Genomic DNA, 21,888 nt, shown 5'->3' with positions numbered 1-21,888 from the left:
GACCCTCGTGCGCATCGCCGAGTTGAAAATCGAGACCTTCTTCGCCGAGTACGAATTCGTGACCAGGTACGTGATGTGCGGTTCCGACGCCGAGGCACTGCCGATGCGGGACCTGGTCGAGATGGCCGACCCGGAGAGCCGGAAGCTCTGGGACAACCTCGTCCTCGGCTACACCGAGACGTGGGGCCACCCGCTGCTGCGCGAGGCCATCGCCGCCCAGTACGACGGGGTGGCGGCAGAGAACGTCCTGGTCTTCTCCGGTGCCCAGGACGCGATCTTCTGCATGATGAACGCCGAGTTGAGCCCCGGGGACCACGTGGTGGTGGCGACGCCGTGCTGGCAGCCCCTGTACGAGGTGGCGGAGGCGGCCGGCGCCGACGTCACCCGGGTACGGATGGACGTCGGCGACGGCTTCGGCTTCGGCTTCGACGTCTCGCGGATCGTCGACGCCGTGCGGGAGGACACCCGCATGATCGTGGTGAACGCCCCGAACAACCCCACCGGGGCGCTGCCCACCCAGGCCGAGTTCGCCAGGCTGAGGCAGCTCGCCGACGACATCGGTGCGACGCTCGTGAGCGACGAGATCTACCGGCTGCTCGAACACGACGTGGCCGACCGGCTCCCGGCCGCGGTCGAGGTGTCCGACACCGGCGTCTCGATCGGTGTGGTCTCCAAGGTCTACGGGCTGCCCGGGGCCAGGATCGGCTGGCTGGCCAGCAAGAACTCGGACCTGCTGCGGCGGGCCGCGGGAATGAAGCACTACACCACGATCTGCGCCGCCGCGCCGAGCGAGTTGTTGGCCCTGATGGCGTTGCGCAACGCCGAACAGGTGCTGGCCCGTCCGAGGGGCATCGTCCGCGCGAACCTGCCGCTGCTGGACGAGTTCTTCGCCCGCCACCGGGACCTGGTGAGCTGGAACCGACCGGGCGCGGGCACGGTGGCATTCCCCCGTTTCAGGATCGGCATGTCGAGTCGCGAGTTCGTGGACCTCGTGCGGCGCCGGGCCGGCGTGCTGCTGCTGCCGGGTGACGTGTTCGACGAACCGGACGGGTACGTCCGGATCGGTTACGGCCGCAGCAACATGCCGGAGGCGCTGGAGCGCCTCGATCAGTTCCTGACCGAGGCTGCCCCGGAGCTCAAGGTGAGCGGTGGTTAGAGGATGACCGTGACAGACGAGCCGATCCGGACCCTCCTGATCGACAACTACGACTCGTACACGTACAACCTCTTCCACCAGCTCGCCTCGGTGAACGGCCGCGACCCGATCGTGGTGCGCAACGACGAGTACACCTGGGCGGAACTGGTCGCACTCGACCCGGACAACATCGTGATCTCCCCCGGTCCGGGCCGCCCGGAGAACGCCGGCGACTTCGGCGTGTGTCACGAGGCCATCGCCGAGGCGACGGTGCCCTTGCTCGGGATCTGCCTGGGGCACCAGGGCATCGCCGTCAGCTACGGCGCTCGCACCGCACCGGCGGGCGAGGTCATGCACGGCCGGCTGAGCACCGTCCGCCACGAGGGCGAGCTCTTCGCGGGCATACCGCAGGACTTCGCGGTGGTCCGCTACCACTCCCTGGCCATCGGGGAGCCACTGCCACCGGGGCTGCGCGCCACCGCCTGGGCGGACGACGGAACGCTGATGGGGCTCGCCGCGACCGACCGTCCCCGCTACGGCGTGCAGTTCCATCCGGAGTCGATCCTGACCGAGCACGGCGACCGGATCATCCGCAACTTCCACGACCTGACCCGGTCCTGGGCACGGGAACAGCGCCGGGCGCGGCGCCGGACGAGACGGCCCTGGGCGCTGCCGGACCGGGTCCGCGCCGACGCCCGGCCCACGGCGGGCGGGGCGGAACGGTTACGGGTCGCCCGCCGCACGCTGCGCGGACCGATCGACGCCGAGCTGGCCTTCCTGCGGCTGCACGTCGGCTCGGCGGCGGCGTGGCTGGACAGCGCCCGCGCCGGTCACGACACCGGACGCTTCTCCTACCTGGTCTGCTTCCCGGGCGGGCCGCTGAGCGAGGTGGTGCGCTACAGGACGACGACGCGCACGACCCGGGTGGAGGCCGGCGGCCGGCACCGCGTGCTGCCCGACACCCACGTGCTCGACTACGTTGCCGGGCGCCTCGCCGGACTTCGGCTCGACGCCGAGGAGACCGCCGGCCTTCCGTTCGACTTCGTCGGCGGCTACGTCGGCTGGCTGGGCTACGAGTGCACCACCGACGAGGCGACGGGCTGCCTGCACAGCACGGCCACGGACGACGCCGCCCTGATCATGGCCGACCGGCTGGTCGTCCTGGACCACGAACGCGACGAGGTCCATCTGCTGGCGTTGGCCATCGCCGGTCAGGAGGAGGACGCCGCCGACTGGCTGGACCGCACCACCGCGCTGCTGGAACCGCTGCGGGGCGTGCGGCCGCCGGAGCTGACGGACCTTGCCACGTCGGCGGCGACGCCCGCGTATCCGCTGCGCGGGCGCGCCCAGTACCTGAAGGACATCCACACGTCCCGGGAACTGCTGCGCGAGGGCGAGACCTACGAGGTCTGCCTGACCACACAGTTCCAGGTCGAACTCGCCCTCGAACCGTTCACGGCGTACCGGCGACTACGACGGATCAATCCGGCACCGTACGCCTCCTACCTCGACTTCGGCGACACGAAGGTCTCGTCGTCGTCCCCCGAACGCTTCCTGAAGGTCTGCGCGGACGGCACGGTCACCGCGAAGCCCATCAAGGGCACCTGCCCCCGCAGCCCGGAGCCCGCCGAGGACCGGCGGCTGGCCGGCGCGCTCGCCGCCGACCCCAAGGAACGCGCCGAGAACCTCATGATCGTGGACCTGATCCGCAACGACCTCGGGCGGGTCTGCCAGCCGGGTTCGATCCGGGTGCCCGCCCTGATGTCGATCGAGTCGTTCGAGACGGTGCACCAGATGGTGTCGAAGATCGAAGGAAGACTGGCACCGGGCCGGACCGCCGTGGACTGCATGAGGGCGTCCTTCCCCGGCGGATCCATGACCGGCGCGCCGAAGGTGCGCACCATGCAGATCATCGACGAACTCGAAGGACAGGCGCGGGGGATCTACTCCGGGACGATCGGATACTTCGGCCTCGACGGCTCGGCCGACTTCAACATCGTGATCCGCACCCTGGTGCACCACGACGGGACGACCACGGTCGGGGCCGGCGGCGCCCTCACCATCCTCTCCGACCCGGAACGGGAATGGGCGGAGGTCACGCTCAAGGCGCAGTCGGTGCTCAACGCGGTCAACGCCACGGCCATGGACGAGAGGCCGCACCCGTGACCGGCACCGACCAGCCCGGCGAGCCGCACCGGCAGGAGACGGTCGTACGACGGGCGGCCCCCTCGGACGTCGACCTGGTGGTGGAGGTGGTCACCCGGTTGCTCCGGGAACTCTCGGGCGTCCCCGACCGTACCCTCGCCGACGCGAGCCGGAGCGCCGCCGAAGAGCTGCTCGGCGACCCGTCCCGCGGGCTCGTCCTCCTCGCCGACGTGGACCACGCCCCGGCGCGGGCGTCCCGTGGCGACGTGCCGGTGGGCATCCTCACGGCGAGCTTCCCGTTCGCGGTGCGGACGGCGGGCCGCTACGCGCTCATCGAGGAGTTGTTCGTGAGCCCGCGGGCCCGCGGTGCCGGCGTGGGCGCGGCGCTGGTCTCCGGTCTCCTCGGGGAGCTCGCCACCGCGGGCATCCGGACGGTCGAGGTGGGTCTTCCCTCGCACCGGTTCGCGCAGGAGCCGCGGACCCGCTCCTTCTACTCCCGGCAGGGCTTCCGCTCGCTCGGCCTGCGAATGCGTCTACAGAGCGGTGACACGGCATGAGGCACGAGGATCGCTACTCGAGAGAAGGATCCCCATTGGACGAGTTGGACCGGCTGCGTCACGAGCTGGACGTGGTCGACCTCCGCATTCTCGAGGCCATCAAGAGCCGGTTCGAAGTGATCCGCAGGATCGCGCGGCACAAGCAGGCCAGCGGCGTACCGATGATGCAGAGTGACCGCGTCTCGTTCGTACGCAGCCGGTACGCCGCCTACGGCCTCGCCCACGGCATCCCCGACGACCTGCTGGATCGGATCGCGGCGGAGCTGATCGAGACGGCCTGCCGCCTCGAGGACGAGCTGATGGCCAACGATCCGGCAGGAACACAGCAGTGACCGCGCCGGCGGCGTCGCCCACCCTGCCCGCCACCTGGTCGCTCGGCACGCTCGGCCCCGCCGGGACGGACCACGAACGGGCCGCCCGCGAGTACGCCCGCACCCGCCTGGACGGCCGGCACTCCATCCACCTGCTCGCCGAGTTCGCGGCGGCGGGCGATTTCCTCGCCGGCGACGGCCTCCGGCTGCTGGTGGTCAACAGTGCCCACCAGGACGTGGACCTGCTGGTGACCCGCGACTGGCGGAGGGTCTCGATGGTGGACTTCTTCGCGCTGCCCACGATGCCGTTGGCGCTGGTCAAGCGGGCCGACGTGGCCCGCCCGACCAGCATCGCCCTCATGCCGGCCACCCGCGGCTACCTGGATCTCGCCGACTTCTCGCGGGTGGACTACGTCTCGGCCAAGCCGATCGCCCTGCGCCACACGCTCGCCGGCCGGTCGGATGCGGCCATCGTCTCCATGCCGGGCTACCACGAGCACCGCGACGAGTTGGACCTGGTGGCCACGATCGGCCCGGTCCTCTGCTGCTGGCTGGTCTTCGGCCGTCCGCAGCGGGTAGCCCACCGGCTGCCGCCGCTGCCCGTGATCGGCGAGGACCCGGACCCCGGGGACCGGGCGGAGGGACCGCGGTGACGGACCGGCAGCGCCATGATCCCGCCCTGCGTTCCTTCGCCGAGCCCGACGAACCGCTGCCGCCCCTGGCGCTCGCCGGCCCCACCACGCACCGGATGGGCCTCAACGAGAACCCGTACGGACCCACCGAGGCGGTGCAGCAGGCGATCCTGCGTAGTTGCCGGGACGGCCACCGCTACCCCTCGATGGACAACGTGGAGCTGACCGCCCTGCTGGCCAGCCGTCGCGAGGTGCCGGCGGAGATGGTCGTCGCCGGCCCCGGGCTGGTCGCCCTGTGCCGCGGGTTGGTCCACGCGACCGCCGGCCCCGGTGACGAGGTGGTCCTGCCCTGGCCCTCGTTCGACGACTATCTCGTGGACGCCCTGCTGCACGAGGCGGTGCCCGTGCGGTCCCCGCTCCGCGAGCACCGGTTGGACCTCGACGACATCGCCGACCGGGTCGGCCCAGGGACCCGCCTGGTGTTCCTGTGCAATCCGAACAACCCCACCGGTACGGCCTTCACACAGGAGGCGCTGGAACGGTTCCTGGACGCGGTCCCCCCGCAGGTCACCGTCGTCCTCGACGAGGCGTACCACGAGTTCGGTACGGCGCCGGACCTCGCGGACGGGCTGCGGGCCCTGCCCGAGCGGGGCAACCTGTGCGTGCTGCGCACCTTCTCCAAGGCGTACGGTCTGGCCGGCCTCCGGGTGGCGTACGCCGTCGCCCATCCCGTGGTCAGTGCGGCGCTACGTAATGTGATGCTGCCGTTCGGCCTGAGCCGGGTCGCCGAGGCCGCGGCGGTGGCCGCGCTGCACGACGAACCCGAGATCACCCGCCGCGTACGCCGCATCGTCTCCGAGCGGGAGAGCATGACCGCCCGGCTCCACACGGCGGGCTGGCCGGTCGTGCCCTCCCAGGGGAACTTCGTCTGGCTGGCACTCGAGCGACACGCCGCCGCGGTCGCGCTACGGCTGGCCGCCGCCGGCATAGCGGTACGCGCCTACCCCGGGCACGGCATCCGAATCACCGCCACCACCAGCCCGGACACGGAACGGCTCCTGCACGTGCTCGAGGAGATTTCCCTGTACCAACACGAGGAGGGGGTGCCGTGTCGAACATGACGACGGTGCTGGGGCGGGAGCACCGCAAGCACGATCCCTCGCACCAGGTGGACGACGGGCAGATCGTCGACGTGCTGGACCGGCCGGAACGGGTCGACGCGCTGCTGCGGGGCGTCCGTTCCGTGGGCACCCGCGTCGTCGCACCGACCGCGCACGGCGAGGAGGCGCTGCTGACCGTGCACGACCCCGGAATGCTGCGCTTCCTCGCCACCGCCTACGCCCGATGGAGCGAAGAGGGTCGGCCCGGTCCGGTCATACCGGACAGCTTCGGCCCGCGCGGAGGCCCGGCCCGGATCGGGGCGGACGCCTCGGCCCGGGTGCTGGCCGGATACTACTGCCGGGACACCTGTTCGCCGATCATGGCGGCGACGTGGTCGGCCGCCCGGGAGGCGGCAGACCTCGCGCTGACCGGCGCCGACCTGATCCGCGGCGGCACCGGGCTGGTCTACGGGCTCTGCCGGCCGCCGGGGCATCACGCGGCAGGGGCGGACTTCAGCGGGTTCTGCTACCTCAACAACGCCGCACTGGCTGCGGCGAGCCTGCGGGAGCTGGGCCGGGTTGCCGTCGTCGACCTGGACTTCCACCACGGCAACGGCACCCAGGACGTCTTCTGGGCCGACCCCCAGGTGTTCTACGGGTCCGTGCACGGCCACCCCGACCGGCACTTCCCGTTCTTCTCCGGATTCCCCGACGAGGTGGGCATCGGCGACGCCCGCGACACCACCCTCAACCTGCCGCTGCCCGACGGCACCGACGGCCTCCGCTACCGCGCCACCGTCGACCGGCTGCTGGAGCGGGTGCTCAGGTTCGATCCGGCGACGGTCGTGGTGTCGCTCGGGCTGGACATCGCCGCCGACGATCCGGTCGGGACGTTCGACGTCGGTGACGAGGATCTGTGGCACCTGGGCAGGAGCCTCGTCGCCCTCGGTCGGCCGCTCCTGGTGGTACAGGAGGGCGGCTACGCGCTCGCCCGGCTCGAGGAACAGATCGGGGCGTTCTTCCGCGGCGCACTGCACCTGCCCGCAGCGGTGTCCTGAACCCGTCCGCCCACTCTTCCGCCCATCCAGCGCACCGGCACGGAGGCACAGTGCTCGTCATCATGAAAAGTGGCACGCATCCCGACGCATCCTCCCTACGGGCCGCCGCCGCGCTCCCCCACTCGCCCGTGACCTGTGTGCTCGGCGGTCGGCCCGTGGCGTTCCTCCCCGACGGGGACGTGCTGCTGACCCACCGGCTGTCCGCGCTGGACTGCGTCGAGCAGGTGCTCATGTCGCACGCGAACCCACCGCTGGCCAGCCGGGACGTCGTGCCGGACGGCTCGGTCGTGTTCCTCGGCCCGCAGTTGGGCATCGGTGGTGAGGGGTTCGTCGTGATCGCCGGGCCCTGCGCGGTCGAGGGCCGCGAACAGGTGTCCGACTGCGCCGACCTGGTGCGCCGGGGCGGCGCCGGGGCGCTGCGCGGCGGCGGCTTCAAGCCGCGTACGTCACCGTACGACTTCCAGGGCCTGGGCCTGGATGGCGTACGGATGCTCGCCGAGGCCGGCCGCGAGGTGGGGCTGCCGGTGGTCACCGAGGTGGTGGAGCCCGGGCATGCCCGGCTGGTCGCCGAGCACGCCGACATGCTGCAGATCGGCACCCGCAACGCGCAGAACTTCTCGCTCCTGGCGGCGGTCGCCGAGACCGGCCTGCCGGTCCTGCTGAAGCGGGGCTTCGGGTGCACGCTCAAGGAATGGCTCTACGCGGCCGAGTACGTGCTGGCTCGGGGCAATCCCCACGTCGTGCTCTGTGAGCGGGGGATCCGCACCTTCGAAGGGGCGACCCGCTTCACCCTGGACCTGAGCGCGGTCCCCATGGTGAAGCAGCTCAGTCACCTCCCCGTCCTCGTCGACCCGAGCCACGGCACCGGTAACCGGGGGCTCGTCGAGCCCATGGCACTGGCTGCCGCAGCCGCCGGCGCCGACGGCCTGCTCATCGACGTCCACAGCGACGCAGCGACTGCGCGGTGCGACGCCGATCAGGCGCTGCGCCCGGCCGAATGGCTGCACTTCGCCGATCGGCTCGCGAAGCTCCTCACCGGGTTGGGTCGACCGCTCCTGGCCCCGCTTCCCGCTTTCCCGGCCGACCCGGAACCGGCGCGCAGGGCGGACCGGCACCGGGGTGACCCGCGTTCCTCGGCCCTGTCGTAGGGACGCCGGTCCCGCCGCCCGCCACGCGCCGGCAGCGAAGCGCTTGCTCCTCACGCGACGTCATGCCACATAGTCGGGGGCGTGGAGGAGCACCTGACGGTGGGGCGTGTGGCGGAGTTGGCCGGGGTCAGCGTCCGCACCCTGCATCACTACGACGAGATCGGCCTCCTGGAGCCGTCCACGCGGACCGCGGCCGGGCACCGGGCCTACTCCGCGGGCGATGTGGAGCGGCTGCGGGAGGTGCTCGCCTACCGGCGGCTCGGCTTCGGGTTGCGGGAGATCGCGGATCTGGTCGACGACCCGGCCACCGACGCGGTCGCGCACCTGTGCCGGCTGCGCGGCCTGCTGGTGGACCAGCGCGACCGCGCTGCCGCCATGGTGACGGCCATAGACAGGGAACTGGAGGCACGGGCGATGGGGATCAGGACGACGCCGGAGGAGCAGCTGAAAATGTTCGGCGCACAGTTGTACGACGCCATCGGCTCTGCCTACCCGGCGACGCGGCGCACGGAGCCGCGGATCGCCGCCCGCATCTGGGACGCGCTCGGGGACGCGCGGACGGTGCTGAACGTCGGGGCTGGCACCGGCTCCTACGAACCACCCGACCGGGACGTCACGGCGGTGGAACCGTCGGCGGTCATGCGGGCGCAGCGTCCCGCAGGCGCGGCACCGTGCGTGGCCGCCCATGCGGAGAATCTGCCGTTCGAGGACCAGTCCTTCGACGCCGCGATGGCCGTCAGCACCCTCCACCACTGGCCGGACCCGGTCGCCGGGCTGCGTGAGATGCGGCGGGTGGCCCGCCGCGTGGTGGTCTTCACGTACGACGCGGATGACACCGGCTGGCGTGAACGGTTCTGGCTCACCCGCGACTACCTGCCCGAGTTCGCGAACCTTCTCGTCGGCTGGCCCTCACTGGCCGACCTGACCAGCGCGATCGGAGGACGCGCGGAGCCGTTGCTCGTCCCGTGGGACTGCGCCGACGGCTTCTTCGAGGCACACTGGCGCCGGCCCGAGGCGTACCTCGACGAACATGTCCGCCGCGCGGTCTCGGTGTGGACCAGAGTCGGACCACAGGCTGAGCAACGGGCGGTCCGCAACCTCCGCAAAGACCTCGCCTCAGGCCGGTGGGCCGAACGCAACCGCGACCTCCTCGCCCTCGACACGGCAGAGCTCGGCCTCCGCCTGCTCGTGGCCTGAACCGCCGTGCGGCATGCGGGTGCTCCGGGTGACCGGCAGTGCTACGACCCGTTCCCGACGGGGGAACGGGCCGTAGCTGTGGTGCAAGGGTGGACAGGGCGGCGGCGAGCCGGTGATCAGATGGTGAAGCCGCCGTCCACGTTGATCGTCGCCCCGGTGACGTAGCGCCCGTCGGCACTGGCGAGGAACGCCACCGCAGCGGCCACGTCGGCCGGGTCCGCGTAGTGGCCGAGGGCGGTGAACCCGTTGATCGTGTCGGCGTTGGGGCCGTCGGCCGGGTTCAGCTCCGTATCCGTGGCCCCTGGATTCACCAGATTCACGGTGATCGCTCTGCCGCCGAGTTCGCGTCCGAGTGCTTTGGTCAGGCCGATCAGGGCGGTCTTGCTCATCGCGTACAGCGCGAAGCCCGGGAAGACGGCCCGCTCTGCCACGTTGCTGCCGATGTTGATGATCCGCCCACCGGCCGACATGTGTCGCACCGCGGCCTGGGAGGCGACGAACGGTGCCCGGACGTTGACCGCGACGGTCTGTTCGAACTCTTCCAGCTTCAGTTGCTCCAACGGTCCGAGCAGGAACGCGCCGGCGTTGTTGACCACGATGTCCAACCGAACCAGCTCGCCGGCGACCCGGTCGACCGCGCCGACCACAGCCGCCGGGTCGGCGCTGTCCGCCTGCACGGCGATGGCACGCCGTCCCGCGGCCTTGATCCGGTCCACCACGTCATCGGCGCGCTGCTGATCCTGCTGGAACGTCAACGCCACGTCGGCGCCGTCCTCCGCCAGGCGCAACGCCACCGCGGCGCCGATGCCACGACCACCACCAGTAACCAGAGCTACCTTGCCGTCAAGTGCGTTGTTCATGACAGCAGCCTGGTCGGCGGGAGACCGACCGTCTGGCGGCGATCGGACGGCGCGTTCTGTGAGTCACCGTCACGTGCCGTCGCCCCTGTGCTCGGGCTGCCGGGAGGCCGGTCTCGGTTTCCACGTGCCGGATGATCGTGGCGTGGAATACCTCGACCTGTCGCCGTACGACTACCTCGGCTTTCCCCTGCCGATGCGGACCGTCGGGTGGCTGGGGCGCCGTCACGGAGTGCAGGGCGCCAGCGCGACGCCGATGACAGGTGCCCAGTTGGTGCGGCTCAGGGCCGCCTCCCAGCGGCTCGGCAGCGTCACGCTCGGCTGGCACGACTGCGACTTCTGCGGGGCCTTCGAGGGCAACGGCGAGTACCGCTACTACCTGCCCGACGGGAAGATCTACGCCGCGCCGATGATGATCCTGCATTACGTGGAGGAGCACGGATACCGGCCACCCAGGGAGTTGCGCGATGGCTTACACGCAGCCGAGCAACCGCCGTGGGACTGGCGCGCCGAGCGCCTGCACGCGGTGCTGCTGGACCAGTCGGGGGACCCGGGTTTCCGGTGCCAGGCCGCGGTCGACCTCGCGAACTGGAACGACCCGCGCGCGCTGGACGCCCTGCGACGCGCCGCACACGACGAGGAACTGGCCGACGTGGCAGGAGACGAGATCGGCCGCTCGTTGGCAACGTTCATGGATCGTGGCCTCGCGAGGGACCTACTGACCGAGGACCTGCACGTCATGGTGCGGTACGGCATCGACGAAGCGTCGGGCCGGTGAAGTCGCCGGGCATAGCGACCGCGCGATGCAGGTACTACATACTGAAAGGCAGTTCTCGTGGACGGCGCACCGGTTACCCTCAGCCCGTACGACCCGCAATGGGCTGTGCTGTTCGAGCAGGAGCGGGTCATTCTCGAAACCGCTGTGGCGCAATGGCTGGTCGGGCCAGTCGAGCACATCGGCTCCACATCGGTTCCCGGCCTGGCAGCAAAGCCGATCATCGACATGATGGCGCCGGTGCGCAGTCTGTCAGAGGCAGTAGCCGCCATCGAGGTGGTGACGGCTCTCGGCTACCGCAACGGTGTGCACCGTCCGGAGGAAGCGCACTACTTCTTCAAGCCGGAGACCGACAACTGGTGGGAGCGCACCTACCAGCTTCATCTCACCGAGCCGACCTCCCTGTTGTGGCGGCGACGAGTCGCGTTCCGCGATGCGCTGCGGTGCCGGGCGGACTACCGGTCCCGGTACGAGCGCCTCAAGCGCGATCTCGCGCACGCTCACGGCGCTGACCTCATGGCCTACGCACGCAACAAGGACGATTTCGTCAACGAGGTCCTCGGCGCGCGCGACAAGACGCAAGCCCCGACCGTCAGCCACACCCGGAGACCCTGACGGTCTCTCACCCGCTGTGAATTGCCCATGCGTCTCTGTGTTCCTCCGGGTAGGGTCGCCAGCGCCGTACTGGTCGGCCAGCGGCATGACGACGGCGATCTGCCCACTGCCCTTCCGGCCCTACCAGCCCGCCGAGCGATGTCGTGATGTTCAGCCGAAACCGGAGGCCCTCAGCAATGGCCCGCAAGACATATCAGGTCATCGTGCGTGGCAAGTTCGCGCCACTCGATGACGAACAGCGGGCCGCACTGCTCGCCAAGGCTGACGAACACGACGTGTTTCGGGCGAAGTTCACCGAGGAAGGCACCGTGACCTACGAGCGGTCCCTGCTCGCCTTCACCTTCCGTTGCCTGGTCCCGGCCACCGAGGAGGACGAGGAAGCGATCGTGATTGGCAAGGCGGAAGCGCTCGCGGCAGCCGCCGTCTCGGGAATCGGTGCCGACTACCGCGACCTCAAGTCGGTGTCGACCGACCTCGACGACATCAAGATCCGCCGCCGACGGGAACACTGACACTCGTAGCCGTCGAGGGCGGGGGACCCGCTTCGTACTGTAGTTGATGTACGTCGATTTCTCTGGCAGGCTCGGCATTCGGATCGAACAGAGTGGAGCTCGCATGTCCGCACTTCGTCGGGTCGTCGCAGCCACAGCGCTGGTCGGGGCGGTGTCCGCGTCCGTCCTGCTCTCCGGGCCTGCAGTCGCCGCCGAAACCAAGAGCTTTTACGGCAACGGAATGAGTAACAACTACTTCACGGCGCTGACCAACGCCAACAACGCTGCGCGCTCCCTTGCCAGCGCCGACGGCTTCGACCCGGACACGCAGTGCAGCCACGGCGGAAGCTTCACGACGCAGCCGTGGCCGGGCCTCTACTCGGTGCTGGCGCAGATCAACTGCACCCGCTGAGCATCCGACTCAGGGCCTTCGGGGTAGTCTCGCCCGGCTCCGGGGAACGCTTCGTGTGGTAGCTGGATCGGGAGCGGCCAACGCCGGCCGCGGCCTGCCGGCTAGAGCAACCGCTACCTCCAGCGGCGAGGCTCGCGTGCGTCCCTCATGCGGACGGTTGGGACGGCTTTCATCCTGTCAGCCCGCCTACCCAGTGGCCCTGCTCACCTTCGGGTGGGCAGGGCCACTTCCTGCCGCCTGAACAATCTCGCTGCCCCGCGCGGCGTCACATGCTCGCCCTGCGGCGCGTACTCGACGAACACCCGGCCGCGTCCGGACGGTCCAATCAGCAAGAGCCACCCTCATCCGACTTCGGTGCTGTACTGCTGGCGTCAGATGAGGCGCTGGATGCGGACCTTGGGCTGCTCGTTTCTGAGGTGGCCTACCTTGTGCTGGCGGACCTGCTCGTCCCAGACCTCCTGGTCGTAGTCCGGGTCCGGCGGGATCCACTTGTGCGAGCCGTCGCTGTAGTGGAACTTCTCGTCGCCGGGCCGAAGGATGCTCACCGCACCCAGCCGAGGAAGCGTTGGTGCAGCGTCCCCACCGGCACCCAGGTCAGGTCTTCGGAGGCGCGCACCAGTTGGGCACCCAGGTAGAGGGCCAGGGAAATCGAAGCGCCGTCGAACTCCACCCGTAGTTCTCGCTGCCGCGTGCGGCAGGGCCAGGGCGCGTCGCAGCCGCCGCAGCTCCAGATCGGCAGCACCGGGCCGTGCGTGGTCACGCGCGGCCTCCGAGCAGCGCCGCCGTCAGGGACCGCGCCTGCCGATTGGTCGCCCAATCCGCCTGCCAGCACCGGTACGGTGTCAGCCGCGACCACCACGCCCGGCTGCCGTTGCACAGGCCGTCCTTGCCCCGGCAGAGGCACGACCAGGAACCGCTGCTCCGCCTCGTTGCTCATGACTCCTCCTTGGCGGGCCAGTGGCCCCGGTTGATCGGGATACGGTGCCGGCTACGACAGGGCAACTCGACCCCACAGCGGCAGACCCAGCTCCACTTCCGCCACGACCAAGCCGGGCGGTGTCGCCGTGCCATGGTCATCGCGACGGCGATCAGGTACTGGTCGTAGGACACTCGTCGCCACGATGGCGTCCTGTCCCGCATAACTCGCTCCCTCCGCCGGGCAGCACTCCCTGGCCGGCCCCGAACCACGGGACCGGATTTGGAACGTTCGGTAACTGCGACGCTACGATCAGGACGACGGCGGTTGGACTCACCCGTGGTACGAGTGAGCAGGTCAGATGCCTGTCGCAGCATTGGTTTCATGGCGGGAACATCGACCACCGGTCAACGTAGGGATGACGGATGACAGGTCGCGGACGATCAGCACCACATCGCGGCGAGGTGACCGGCTACCTGTTCAAGCTGATCCGGGAGTCCATCCCGCTCACGCAGGAGCAGCTTGCCGCCGACCTGGATGTTGACCGCGTGACCGTGCAGAGCTGGGAATCCGGGCGCCGCCCATTCACCGCGGTGCCGCTCGGACACGCGATCGCCGTCCGGCACAGGCTCGGACGGCTCGGCGCGGACACAGTCCTACTCGCCGCACTCGACGACGCCGCCGAGGCGGATCTCATCCTCGCAACGGTCCTCGACGGACAGGTCGACCGCTGCGACATCGCCGAACAGCCGCTGGGCTGGTCCGTACTCACCCACCGTCTGACCGACTTGATCCTCTGGGCCGTCCTCGGGCAGACGCCGACCTTCGCCAAAGGGCTACCCATCATCCGTCCCCGGCGAGGTCCGGTTGCCTCCGGGCCGACCCTGCCCGCCGACGAGCAACGCGCGTTCTTCGCTCACCTTCATGTGCTGGCCGATCGCGCCGCAGCCGGACGGCATCGGAACGTGCTGCTGCACCGGCAAGCCTGCTTCCTCGCCGGCATGGACCCCACCAAGGCAGCGGCCGGATGGCTCACCCAGACCACCGTCCGAGCCCGCCGAGCGACTACCTTCCGCACCTGGTCACCGCTATGGCCCGACGCACGCTCCGTCGTCACGTCCCTGGCCAACCAGGGCGACCCGGAACCGTTGCGGGACTTCATCGCTCGCGCGCACCCGGACGACGCCTGCGAGAGAGCAGGCCTCAACTACTCGGCCTACTGGGTGGGCGAGATCCCGTACCGCCACCGCGACGACTCCTTCATGCCCGGGACGCTCGCTGACTGGCATGGCTCGATCCTGCTTCGGCACCTGGTCCAGCGTCTGGACCCAGGACACCCCTTCGTCGGCCTCAACATCCACAACGTCTGGGCCCTGCTGGCCGCACGACGCGGTCTCGCTCTCGACAACCCCGCCGCGACTCGGGCACTCCTCGACCGCAGTGTCCCGCTCCTGGACAGTGACCGGATCTCCGCGCAGTCGCGGCAGGAACTAGCCTCAATCGTCTACAGCCTGCGGGCTGACGGAATCACCGGCACAGGGACGGGCAAATGACCGACGACCACGACGCCGCCGGAGCGATGAGCTTCATCTTCGAAGCCGGCGTACTCAAACGCGCCGCCCGCACCGGCTGGTGGTTCGCCGGCGTCAAGCACCCCGAGTCCGTCGCCGAACACTCCTTCCGGACCGCCCTCCTCGGAATGGTGCTCGCCGCCATGGAAGGCGCCGACCCGGCCAGGGTTTCGATGCTGTGCGTGCTGCACGACACACAGGAAACCCGGATCACCGACATCCCGCACATCGCCAAGCGTTACCTCACCGCCGTACCCAACACCGCCGTCACCGCCGACCAAGTCGCCGCCTGTCCCCCAGCCGTCGTCGACGTCATCACCGCCGCCGTCGCCGAGTACGAAGCCGGCGAGACGCTGGAAGCCGTCGTCGCCCGCGACGCCGACAAGCTGGAATGCCTGGTCCAGGCCGTCGAGTACCGCCATCAGGGCGTCGACAACGTCCAGCGCTGGATCGACAGCTCACGTGCCGCACTCAGGACCACCAGCGCCCATCGCCTCGCCGACGCCGCCCTCAGCGGACAACCCCTCGCCTGGCTCACTCCTCCCCTGTTGCAGGAGTAAGCCCAAGAACATCGGTAGGTCTACCGTCGAGGGCTCATGGCCCTCACCGCCCTCGACCCCTCGCTCGTAAGATCTGAACGCTTCGTCCGGCGGGGTCCGTCCCCATCCGCGACCTTGGACGACTGTCCGTGCTAGCCCCCTGACCGCTGTAGCTCATCCCGGCTCGTTGCTGTCACCGTTGCTGTCGGCAGCCGCCACATAATGGCGACGTGCTCAACTACGTCCGTTGGTACTACCTCGAAGAGGATCGCTGGAACTACGACGAGCTGGACGCCGACGGCTGGGCGGCACGACACGTCGAGGTGCGCGGCGCGGACGGGGCCATCCTGGCAGCGGCGTCACTCGCGGAGGTCCTTGCAGCGCGAGACTCCGGCGGGATAGAGGCAGTGGGGCGTTACGAGAGGCAGTACGGAATCGTGCCAGAGGCACCACTCCCCCAGGCCGGTACTGGCGCCGAGCCGCTGGTGGAGGCGATCGCGGCCGAGGAGTTCGAGAAGATATGGCGGATCGCGCGCCGGCATCTCGACTAACTGTGCGTTAAGGGAGCTCTTCGGTGTGAATCAGGACGCCGCACCGGATCTGACCTGCAGAACCATAAAGCCGCAGGTAGGCGTGAGTGCGGTTCAGTGTCGTTGGATGCAGTTCACTGCTGTTCAGTTCACGCGCCTGCTCCCACCCCGCTCCCCCGTCGCGGCCCCTTGTGGACCCATACGGGCAGCCGGGACAGCCGGCCCATCGCAGGGTCCTCCGTTCTCGCGGAGCGACCCAACCGGCAGCGGTGTGTGCAACAGCCCGACTGTCGCGTAGGAAGGCAGTCCCTCTTGGGACATGGTCAGCATTGGCCCAGAGCGGGTGGCCTTCGGCCGTCCCCGAAGGCCACCTCACCGTCCACGTAAGGACCTGTTCGGCTCGGTAACCTCTGCTGCCCGGCCTGCCCTGCGGACCCAGATTGAGGTCAGTTCCTCACGCGCAGCCGCTCAGGCCCCCGCCCCGGCAGCCTCCCATAGGAGCTCGAACATGAGCCGAGCGTGTGGCTTCAGTACCCCCCGGCTCTTGTAGTCCGCCTCGCGGAACAGCAATTGCCGCTGGCCGTTGCCGACCTCCCGGTCGAGCATCCGCCGCAGCGAACGCTCGACCCGGGCGCGGAGGTCGTCCGCCGGCTGGTCGGCTAGCAGCGACAGGGCACGGTGCAGGGCGGCCTCGGCGTCCGGCAGGTACAGGTAGTCCGAAGCGGCCGGCAGACGCTGCCGGGACAGGTCGACGCCGTACCGGAAGGCCACGCCGATCAGGTCGGCCTCGGAGAAGTCATTTCCGTGGAACTCGTTGGACTCCCGCAAGGCGAGCGCCCGGTACCCGGGTGGTTCTGTCCGCCCCTGCTTCGCCAGGAACGCCAGGTCACTCGCGAACCCCTCGGCGGAACCGGGCGGTGGAGCGCCCCAGAACGTCGTCGACCTGATCCGTCCGGTAAAGACGCAGTCCACGATCTCCAGGTAGTTCGCCGTCAGATCGCGGATCTCCGCCTCCCGAAAAGTGCAGCCGACGAACCGCGAGTAGCCGGCAGTGCCGGTAAGCACCGCGCCGTCGAAGGAGCACTCGACGTACTGCGACAACTCCATGCCGGAGCCGAGCGCTACATCCTGAAACCGGAGTCCGTCGAAGCGGCACCGCTCAAAACACGCACCGATACCGACGAGCCCGGTCAACCCCTGCGCGGAGTAGTCAACCCCGACAACCTCCTCGCGCTCGACGACCAACCGGTTACCCTGCTCACCTGCCACGATCCACCCTTGCCGCTCGCATCCGCTACTTCCTCCAGTTGTACAAGGCGTAGCCCCTCGTCATGCCTCCTAACGCTCGGACAGCGACAGATCCGGAGCTTCAGTCGCGAGGCCAGCCGGGCTTGTGCTGCTGTTGGCTTCGGAAATTACGACGGCAGCTCGTACTCCTCCGCGAGCTGCTCGGCGTAACGGCGTACCAGGTCTTTACCGGTGGCGCGTACCCGCCGGACCAGCTCAGCTGCTTCACCGGTCGCACCTCGGTCCAACAGCAGCGCAGCGAGCAGGCATCGGCAACGGTTCTCCAACAGCGCGGCACCCTGACGCAGTACGGCCTCCGCTTCGACCTGTCGATGCGGCACCTTCAGCAACAGCGCGCCGAGGATCGGCAGAGAATCGGTGTCACCGGCCGTCACCTGGCGACGGCGATGATCGATCGCCTCACCGAGCTCGCCGGGCTCTCCGTGGTTGTGCAGGAAGGTCGCGTACATCGTCAACGCGTCGACGCTGCCGGACTCGGCGGCGGCCGTGAACAACACGCGAGCTTCGGCCGTGTCGCCCTGCCGGGCGCGCAGCGCCGCCAATGACGGCAACGATTGAACGTCACCGGCTGTGATCGCCGCCCGATACACGGCCTCCATCGCAGCCTGGTCCTCCCGGATAGCCGGCCAGTTGACCAGCTTGACCACGGCCCGGTGGTCTCCGGCTCCTGCCGCCTTGCGGTACAGGGCCTCTGCCACTGCGTGTTCGCCCTTGGCCGACATCTCATCCGCAGCCTGAACCAGCGCAGCGGTTGCCCGTGACCGACTCGAACTGCGGAACGCTGCACGCGCGTACCCTGCGGCAAACGCTTCGGCGTAGGAGGACGACAAGCGGTCCACGATGGTTGTCCATCGCGCCCGTGAACCCATACCGCCGATTCTGGCAACATCGCGCACGTCGCAGTATCCGCAGTCTTGCGTTGCAGATGGATGTGGACTATCCCCGATGCGTCCAGCGGCTCGGGTCCTCGACACACTCATCTCGGCATGACGGCGCCCCGTGGCAGATCCGCTTGACGCGACTAATCCGTGAAGAGCGCGGCGAGCCTCGGCAGACGCCGATGGATCTCGCCGTCGTCCTCGAAGTCCCAGCCCTGGCCGAGCTCCGGGTATCTGCCAGTGACCGCACTGGGCAGCTCCATGCTCCCTGATACGACCGCGTATGCGTCCCATACGACGCCATACATGGATTCGCATTCAAGATCGAACCCGCCGTCGACGGCAACGCGTTGGACCACCGGCAGGTCGGCGAGCGTATCCGGGTCTGCCACAGCGCGTTCGAACGTCTCACGCCCCTGTGTGAGCAGCCAGCCGCGGAAGTACTCGAAGCCGTCGTCGGAGCAACCGCCGTTGATCAGATAGGCCGCCTGCCACAGGTCCCACCCGTACGACTGCGCACGCAGATCCCACAGCGGCTGCGCCAGTTCCGCGATCCTGTCGGCCGGCAGGGCAGCCAGCAGCCGCAGTGTCTGCTCGGCGACGTCCTCGGCGTCCGAGGGGTCGGCCGCAGACTCCCGTGCCTTCGCCACCACGTTCCAGAACTCGTCAACACTCATGACGCGGAAGTGTGGCAGCGGTCTCCGACTTCGCCGCCCACCACTCGCCGTCGTGCCCGTTCCTGACCCCCCGTCTAGCGCACGGGGCCCTGGAAGATGAGCTGATCGCGGCAGAAGCGGCTGCCTCGGCGTCTGGTGGTGATGCCGGTGACGGATCACAATGAGCCGGTCGGCGAGGAAAGTCGGGCAGGGAGCAAGCGGTGGAGCAATTTGCAGTCGTGGTCAGCGCCGGCTCGTTCAGTTCAGATGACGGTGGTGCGATCCGGTTCCCACACCGGTGGACCCCTGAGGGCGTCACGGTCGAGGCGGACTTCACCGGGGCCCACCTGTTGCACCTCGCTACGGCTGGATGCGTCCTGAACGACATATACCGGGAGGCAGGCGAACTTGGCATCCGCATCGACGGGGTACGTGTATCGGCTGAGGGTGGTTTCGACACGCAGACGTGGATATCGAGCGGCATCACCTATCAGGTCGAGCTGAGCTCACCCGCGTCCGTCGAGGAACTTGCCGTGCTGCTGGATCGTGTCGACGATATCGCCGAGATCCCGCGGGCGATTCGAGCCGGGACCACGGTACGGAGAAGCTGACCTGCCCCTTTGTCCGCGAAGCTCACACCGATCGCCACCACGGTGAGCAAACCGATGGCGCTGGCTTCACCATCCGCGAAGCGTCGACACACCCGATCAGCGGCATGAGCGAGCACCTGACCGAGCGCGCGTTCACTCGGTCCCTCGGTGCGAGCCTGGCGTGCCTGAGCAGTTGTTCGACCACCCAGGCCTGTCGGTGCCCGGGAAGGCAACCACAGCGTGAGCCGGGATGTACTCAATGGCGCCACCGGCCAACTGGCGGAAACTGCTGACCGCCGGCCCGGCGCCCCACCGCCGTACGCGCTCCGGGCGACTGACCACCGGCCACGGCGCCCGTCTGTGACCGTGCGGACAGCCGGAAGCGCGTTCCTCTGAGTGGCGTTGGCTGCGTAGGATCTCCGGCGACCAAGGGGGATGAGACGGTGGGCGATTTCCAGCAGTTCGTGACGGATGTGACGGCGCGTCTGTCCACGATGTCCAGGGGTGAGCTGTACGCCGTCGGCGACGGTCTCGACCGGGACTCACTCTGGCTCACCTTTCTCGATTCCTTCCCCGCCGGCACCAACCTGCGGTTCCGTGAGCGATCCGAGTACGACTGCTCGACCTGCCGCGGTTTCATCAAGCACTTCGGCAACGTCGTCGAGATCCACGACGGGCGGGTCCGTACCGTCTGGTCCGGGGTGTCGGCATCCGACCCGGTCTTCTCCGTCGTCGCCGCCGCTCTGGACGAGTTCGTTCTTTCGCTGCCGTTGTCCACCATCTTCCGGTCCACTCAGGCGCAGTACGGGACGAAGACCACCCGAACGCTGCGCGACGGCCAGGTCGAGGTGTGGCACCACCTGCACGGCCGGGTCGAGAAGCGGCATCGCATCGAGGACGTCGGCGCGGCACAGGGCAACTTCGACGCCGCGGTGCAGATCTTCCAGCGTGGCCTGGCCGAGCTGACCCGGCACGCTCTGGACACCGTCGTCGACCTCGTCGACGGCAACGCCCTCTACCGCGGCGCGGAGCATCGCCGGGCGGTGACCGAGTTCCGCTCGCTGCAGAACCGGTGGACGCAGGCGACCGACCGACGTGCCTTCGTCTTCGCCAACGCCGTAAACCCGGCGGCCCGGTTCCGCAACACGGTGATCGGCTCCCTCGTCCAGGATCTCTCCGCGGGCGTCGACCTGGAGCAGGCGGTCCGGTCGTTCGAGGCGAAGGTGGCGCCGCAGAATTACCAGCGCCCCACGGCGTTGATCACCCCGGCCATGGTCAAGGCCGCCATGAGGACCATTGCCGAGCTGGGCATCGAGGAGTCGTTGCAGCGACGGTTCGCCCGGCTGTCCGACGTGTCGGTCACCAACGTGCTGTGGGTCGACAACGACGCCCAGGCACGGATGAAGGACGGCATCGAAGGGCTGCTCATGCAGGCGGCCACCACCCGGTCGTCAGGTGCGCTCCTACGCGACGCCAAGCCGGAGGAGATTCCCGTGGTCTCCTTCATGAAGGACATCCTGCCCGGCGCCGCCACCATCGACCTGTGGGTCGCCAACACCCACGAGCCGCACCTTGTCAGCCTCACCACCGGCCGGCACCCGACTGCTCCGCGGTTGTTCAAGTGGGACAACGATTTCGGCTGGTCGTACGGCGGCAACCTCACCGACTCGATCAGGGAGAAGGTCAAGCGGGCCGGCGGCAACGTCACCGGCAAGCTGCGGGTGAGCCTGTCCTGGTTCAACCACGACGACCTGGACCTGCACGTGTACGAACCCAACGGCGACCACATCTGGTACCAGGAGAAGCGCGACAAGCTGGACGTCGACATGAACGCCAGCGGGCCGCTCTCCCGCGAGCCGGTGGAGAACGTCACCTGGACCGACCGTGTCCCCGACGGTGAGTACCGGATCGAGGTGAACCAGTACCGCAAGCGGGACAGCGCCCAGGTCGGCTTCGTGATCGAGACCGAGAGCAACGGGAAGATCGAGCATTACCGCCACGAGCGCGCGGTCAGCCACAAGGAGACCGTCGAGGTGGGCCGGATGACGGTTGCCGGCGGGGTGATCACCGCTTTCCGGCCGGGTAGGGACGTGCAGCCGGGCAGTGCGGGCAGAGAGTTGTGGGGCATTACCACCGAACAGTTCGTACCGGTGTCCACCATCATGTACTCGCCGAACTACTTCGACGACAACGAGGTCGGCAACCGGCACTACTTCTTCATCCTGAAGGGGTGCGTGAACGACAAGCCTGCGCGGGGGATCTACAACGAGTTCCTCCGCAGCGACCTGCAACCGCACCGCAAGGTGTTCGAGGTCCTCGGCGATCGCACCAAGTGCGAGCCGTCTCCGGATCAGCTTTCCGGCCTCGGCTTCAGCTCCACGGTCCGCAACTCCGTGGTCGCCAAGGTGACAATGACCGGCGGCCGGCGCCGCCTCATCAGCATCCAGTTCTGATCCCCTACCCGGCT

Annotated in this window: 24 protein-coding genes; 18 read left to right on the top strand and 6 right to left on the bottom strand. The window is 69.0% G+C overall.

What is annotated here, in order from left to right; translation table 11 throughout:
• The first annotated feature begins 7 nt into the window (after nt 1-7).
• From AC0OO9_RS23815 to AC0OO9_RS23775, 9 genes are all read left to right on the top strand, one after another.
• A complete protein-coding gene (locus AC0OO9_RS23815; protein ID WP_484512480.1) occupies nt 8-1,156 on the top strand; it encodes an aminotransferase class I/II-fold pyridoxal phosphate-dependent enzyme in 1,149 nt (382 codons plus the stop codon).
• 3 nt (nt 1,157-1,159) lie between these two features.
• Nucleotides 1,160-3,301, top strand: coding sequence for an aminodeoxychorismate synthase component I (pabB, locus tag AC0OO9_RS23810; protein WP_484512478.1), 2,142 nt, complete (start codon nt 1,160-1,162; stop codon nt 3,299-3,301).
• The gene (locus AC0OO9_RS23805; RefSeq protein ID WP_484512476.1) at nt 3,298-3,837 is read left to right on the top strand and encodes a GNAT family N-acetyltransferase; all 540 of its coding nucleotides are present in this window, start codon (nt 3,298-3,300) and stop codon (nt 3,835-3,837) included. The genes pabB and AC0OO9_RS23805 overlap by 4 nt, the downstream gene beginning before the upstream one ends.
• A 35-nt stretch (nt 3,838-3,872) precedes the next feature.
• Nucleotides 3,873-4,169: a chorismate mutase gene (locus AC0OO9_RS23800; protein WP_484512474.1), complete on the top strand. Its 297-nt coding sequence runs from the start codon at nt 3,873-3,875 to the stop codon at nt 4,167-4,169.
• Complete coding sequence (locus AC0OO9_RS23795; protein ID WP_484512473.1) at nt 4,166-4,801, top strand: hypothetical protein; 636 nt, start codon at nt 4,166-4,168, stop codon at nt 4,799-4,801. The genes AC0OO9_RS23800 and AC0OO9_RS23795 overlap by 4 nt, the downstream gene beginning before the upstream one ends.
• Entirely contained in the window at nt 4,798-5,901 is a 1,104-nt protein-coding gene (locus AC0OO9_RS23790) for an aminotransferase class I/II-fold pyridoxal phosphate-dependent enzyme (RefSeq protein WP_484512471.1), read from the top strand. Before AC0OO9_RS23795 ends, AC0OO9_RS23790 begins: the two co-directional genes overlap by 4 nt.
• Nucleotides 5,898-6,938 (top strand): histone deacetylase family protein, encoded by a 1,041-nt coding sequence (locus AC0OO9_RS23785; RefSeq protein WP_484518024.1) that lies wholly within the window; start codon nt 5,898-5,900, stop codon nt 6,936-6,938. The genes AC0OO9_RS23790 and AC0OO9_RS23785 overlap by 4 nt, the downstream gene beginning before the upstream one ends.
• A gap of 62 nt (nt 6,939-7,000) precedes the next feature.
• Nucleotides 7,001-8,086, top strand: a complete 1,086-nt coding sequence (gene aroF, locus AC0OO9_RS23780) for a 3-deoxy-7-phosphoheptulonate synthase (RefSeq protein ID WP_484512469.1) — start codon at nt 7,001-7,003, stop codon at nt 8,084-8,086.
• Nucleotides 8,087-8,167: 81 nt separating this feature from the next.
• On the top strand, nt 8,168-9,283 hold the full coding sequence (locus AC0OO9_RS23775) for a MerR family transcriptional regulator (RefSeq protein WP_484512467.1): 1,116 nt from the start codon (nt 8,168-8,170) through the stop codon (nt 9,281-9,283).
• A gap of 116 nt (nt 9,284-9,399) precedes the next feature.
• Here the strand turns inward: AC0OO9_RS23775 and AC0OO9_RS23770 are convergent, their stop codons facing one another.
• Nucleotides 9,400-10,143, bottom strand: coding sequence for an SDR family NAD(P)-dependent oxidoreductase (locus tag AC0OO9_RS23770; RefSeq protein ID WP_484512465.1), 744 nt, complete (start codon nt 10,141-10,143; stop codon nt 9,400-9,402).
• A gap of 142 nt (nt 10,144-10,285) precedes the next feature.
• Between AC0OO9_RS23770 and AC0OO9_RS23765 the strand changes: the two genes are divergently transcribed.
• From AC0OO9_RS23765 to AC0OO9_RS23750, 4 genes are all read left to right on the top strand, one after another.
• A complete protein-coding gene (locus AC0OO9_RS23765; RefSeq protein ID WP_484512463.1) occupies nt 10,286-10,918 on the top strand; it encodes a DUF7919 family protein in 633 nt (210 codons plus the stop codon).
• A 57-nt stretch (nt 10,919-10,975) separates the two neighbouring features.
• Nucleotides 10,976-11,530: a GrpB family protein gene (locus tag AC0OO9_RS23760; protein WP_484512461.1), complete on the top strand. Its 555-nt coding sequence runs from the start codon at nt 10,976-10,978 to the stop codon at nt 11,528-11,530.
• Nucleotides 11,531-11,676: 146 nt separating this feature from the next.
• Complete coding sequence (locus AC0OO9_RS23755; protein WP_484512459.1) at nt 11,677-12,042, top strand: DUF6204 family protein; 366 nt, start codon at nt 11,677-11,679, stop codon at nt 12,040-12,042.
• Between the two features lie 103 nt (nt 12,043-12,145).
• A complete protein-coding gene (locus tag AC0OO9_RS23750) occupies nt 12,146-12,433 on the top strand; it encodes a hypothetical protein (protein WP_484512457.1) in 288 nt (95 codons plus the stop codon).
• A 371-nt stretch (nt 12,434-12,804) separates the two neighbouring features.
• Here the strand turns inward: AC0OO9_RS23750 and AC0OO9_RS23745 are convergent, their stop codons facing one another.
• On the bottom strand, nt 12,805-12,978 hold the full coding sequence (locus tag AC0OO9_RS23745) for a hypothetical protein (RefSeq protein WP_484512456.1): 174 nt from the start codon (nt 12,976-12,978) through the stop codon (nt 12,805-12,807).
• Nucleotides 12,975-13,370 (bottom strand): hypothetical protein, encoded by a 396-nt coding sequence (locus AC0OO9_RS23740; protein ID WP_484512455.1) that lies wholly within the window; start codon nt 13,368-13,370, stop codon nt 12,975-12,977. The genes AC0OO9_RS23745 and AC0OO9_RS23740 overlap by 4 nt, the downstream gene beginning before the upstream one ends.
• Before the next feature lie 404 nt (nt 13,371-13,774).
• Between AC0OO9_RS23740 and AC0OO9_RS23735 the strand changes: the two genes are divergently transcribed.
• The 3 genes from AC0OO9_RS23735 (at nt 13,775) to AC0OO9_RS23725 (ending at nt 16,010) form a co-directional block, all read left to right on the top strand.
• Nucleotides 13,775-14,902 carry a helix-turn-helix domain-containing protein gene (locus AC0OO9_RS23735; protein WP_484512453.1) on the top strand — a complete coding sequence of 376 codons (1,128 nt, stop codon included), beginning with the start codon at nt 13,775-13,777 and terminating at the stop codon, nt 14,900-14,902.
• Nucleotides 14,899-15,480 carry an HD domain-containing protein gene (locus AC0OO9_RS23730; protein ID WP_484512452.1) on the top strand — a complete coding sequence of 194 codons (582 nt, stop codon included), beginning with the start codon at nt 14,899-14,901 and terminating at the stop codon, nt 15,478-15,480. The genes AC0OO9_RS23735 and AC0OO9_RS23730 overlap by 4 nt, the downstream gene beginning before the upstream one ends.
• Nucleotides 15,481-15,689: 209 nt before the next feature.
• On the top strand, nt 15,690-16,010 hold the full coding sequence (locus AC0OO9_RS23725) for a hypothetical protein (protein ID WP_484512451.1): 321 nt from the start codon (nt 15,690-15,692) through the stop codon (nt 16,008-16,010).
• 447 nt (nt 16,011-16,457) lie between these two features.
• Here AC0OO9_RS23725 and AC0OO9_RS23720 read toward each other — a convergent pair whose 3' ends face one another.
• The 3 genes from AC0OO9_RS23720 to AC0OO9_RS23710 all read right to left on the bottom strand — a co-directional run bounded on the left by AC0OO9_RS23720 (nt 16,458) and on the right by AC0OO9_RS23710 (nt 18,852).
• Nucleotides 16,458-17,258 carry a hypothetical protein gene (locus tag AC0OO9_RS23720; protein WP_484512450.1) on the bottom strand — a complete coding sequence of 267 codons (801 nt, stop codon included), beginning with the start codon at nt 17,256-17,258 and terminating at the stop codon, nt 16,458-16,460.
• 146 nt (nt 17,259-17,404) lie between these two features.
• A complete protein-coding gene (locus AC0OO9_RS23715) occupies nt 17,405-18,136 on the bottom strand; it encodes a hypothetical protein (protein ID WP_484512448.1) in 732 nt (243 codons plus the stop codon).
• 182 nt (nt 18,137-18,318) lie between these two features.
• Complete coding sequence (locus AC0OO9_RS23710; protein WP_484512447.1) at nt 18,319-18,852, bottom strand: DUF4240 domain-containing protein; 534 nt, start codon at nt 18,850-18,852, stop codon at nt 18,319-18,321.
• Nucleotides 18,853-19,052: 200 nt separating this feature from the next.
• On the opposite strand from AC0OO9_RS23710, the gene AC0OO9_RS23705 reads away from it, so the two are divergent.
• A complete protein-coding gene (locus tag AC0OO9_RS23705) occupies nt 19,053-19,442 on the top strand; it encodes an OsmC family protein (protein WP_484512446.1) in 390 nt (129 codons plus the stop codon).
• 422 nt (nt 19,443-19,864) lie between these two features.
• A complete protein-coding gene (locus AC0OO9_RS23700; RefSeq protein ID WP_484512445.1) occupies nt 19,865-21,874 on the top strand; it encodes a hypothetical protein in 2,010 nt (669 codons plus the stop codon).
• Nucleotides 21,875-21,888 lie beyond the last annotated feature (14 nt).

The organism is Micromonospora sp. USAFONa4, from assembly GCF_057197825.1.
The sequence above is the reverse complement of the archived record's forward strand: the minus strand, read 5'-3'. Positions and strand labels throughout refer to the sequence as shown.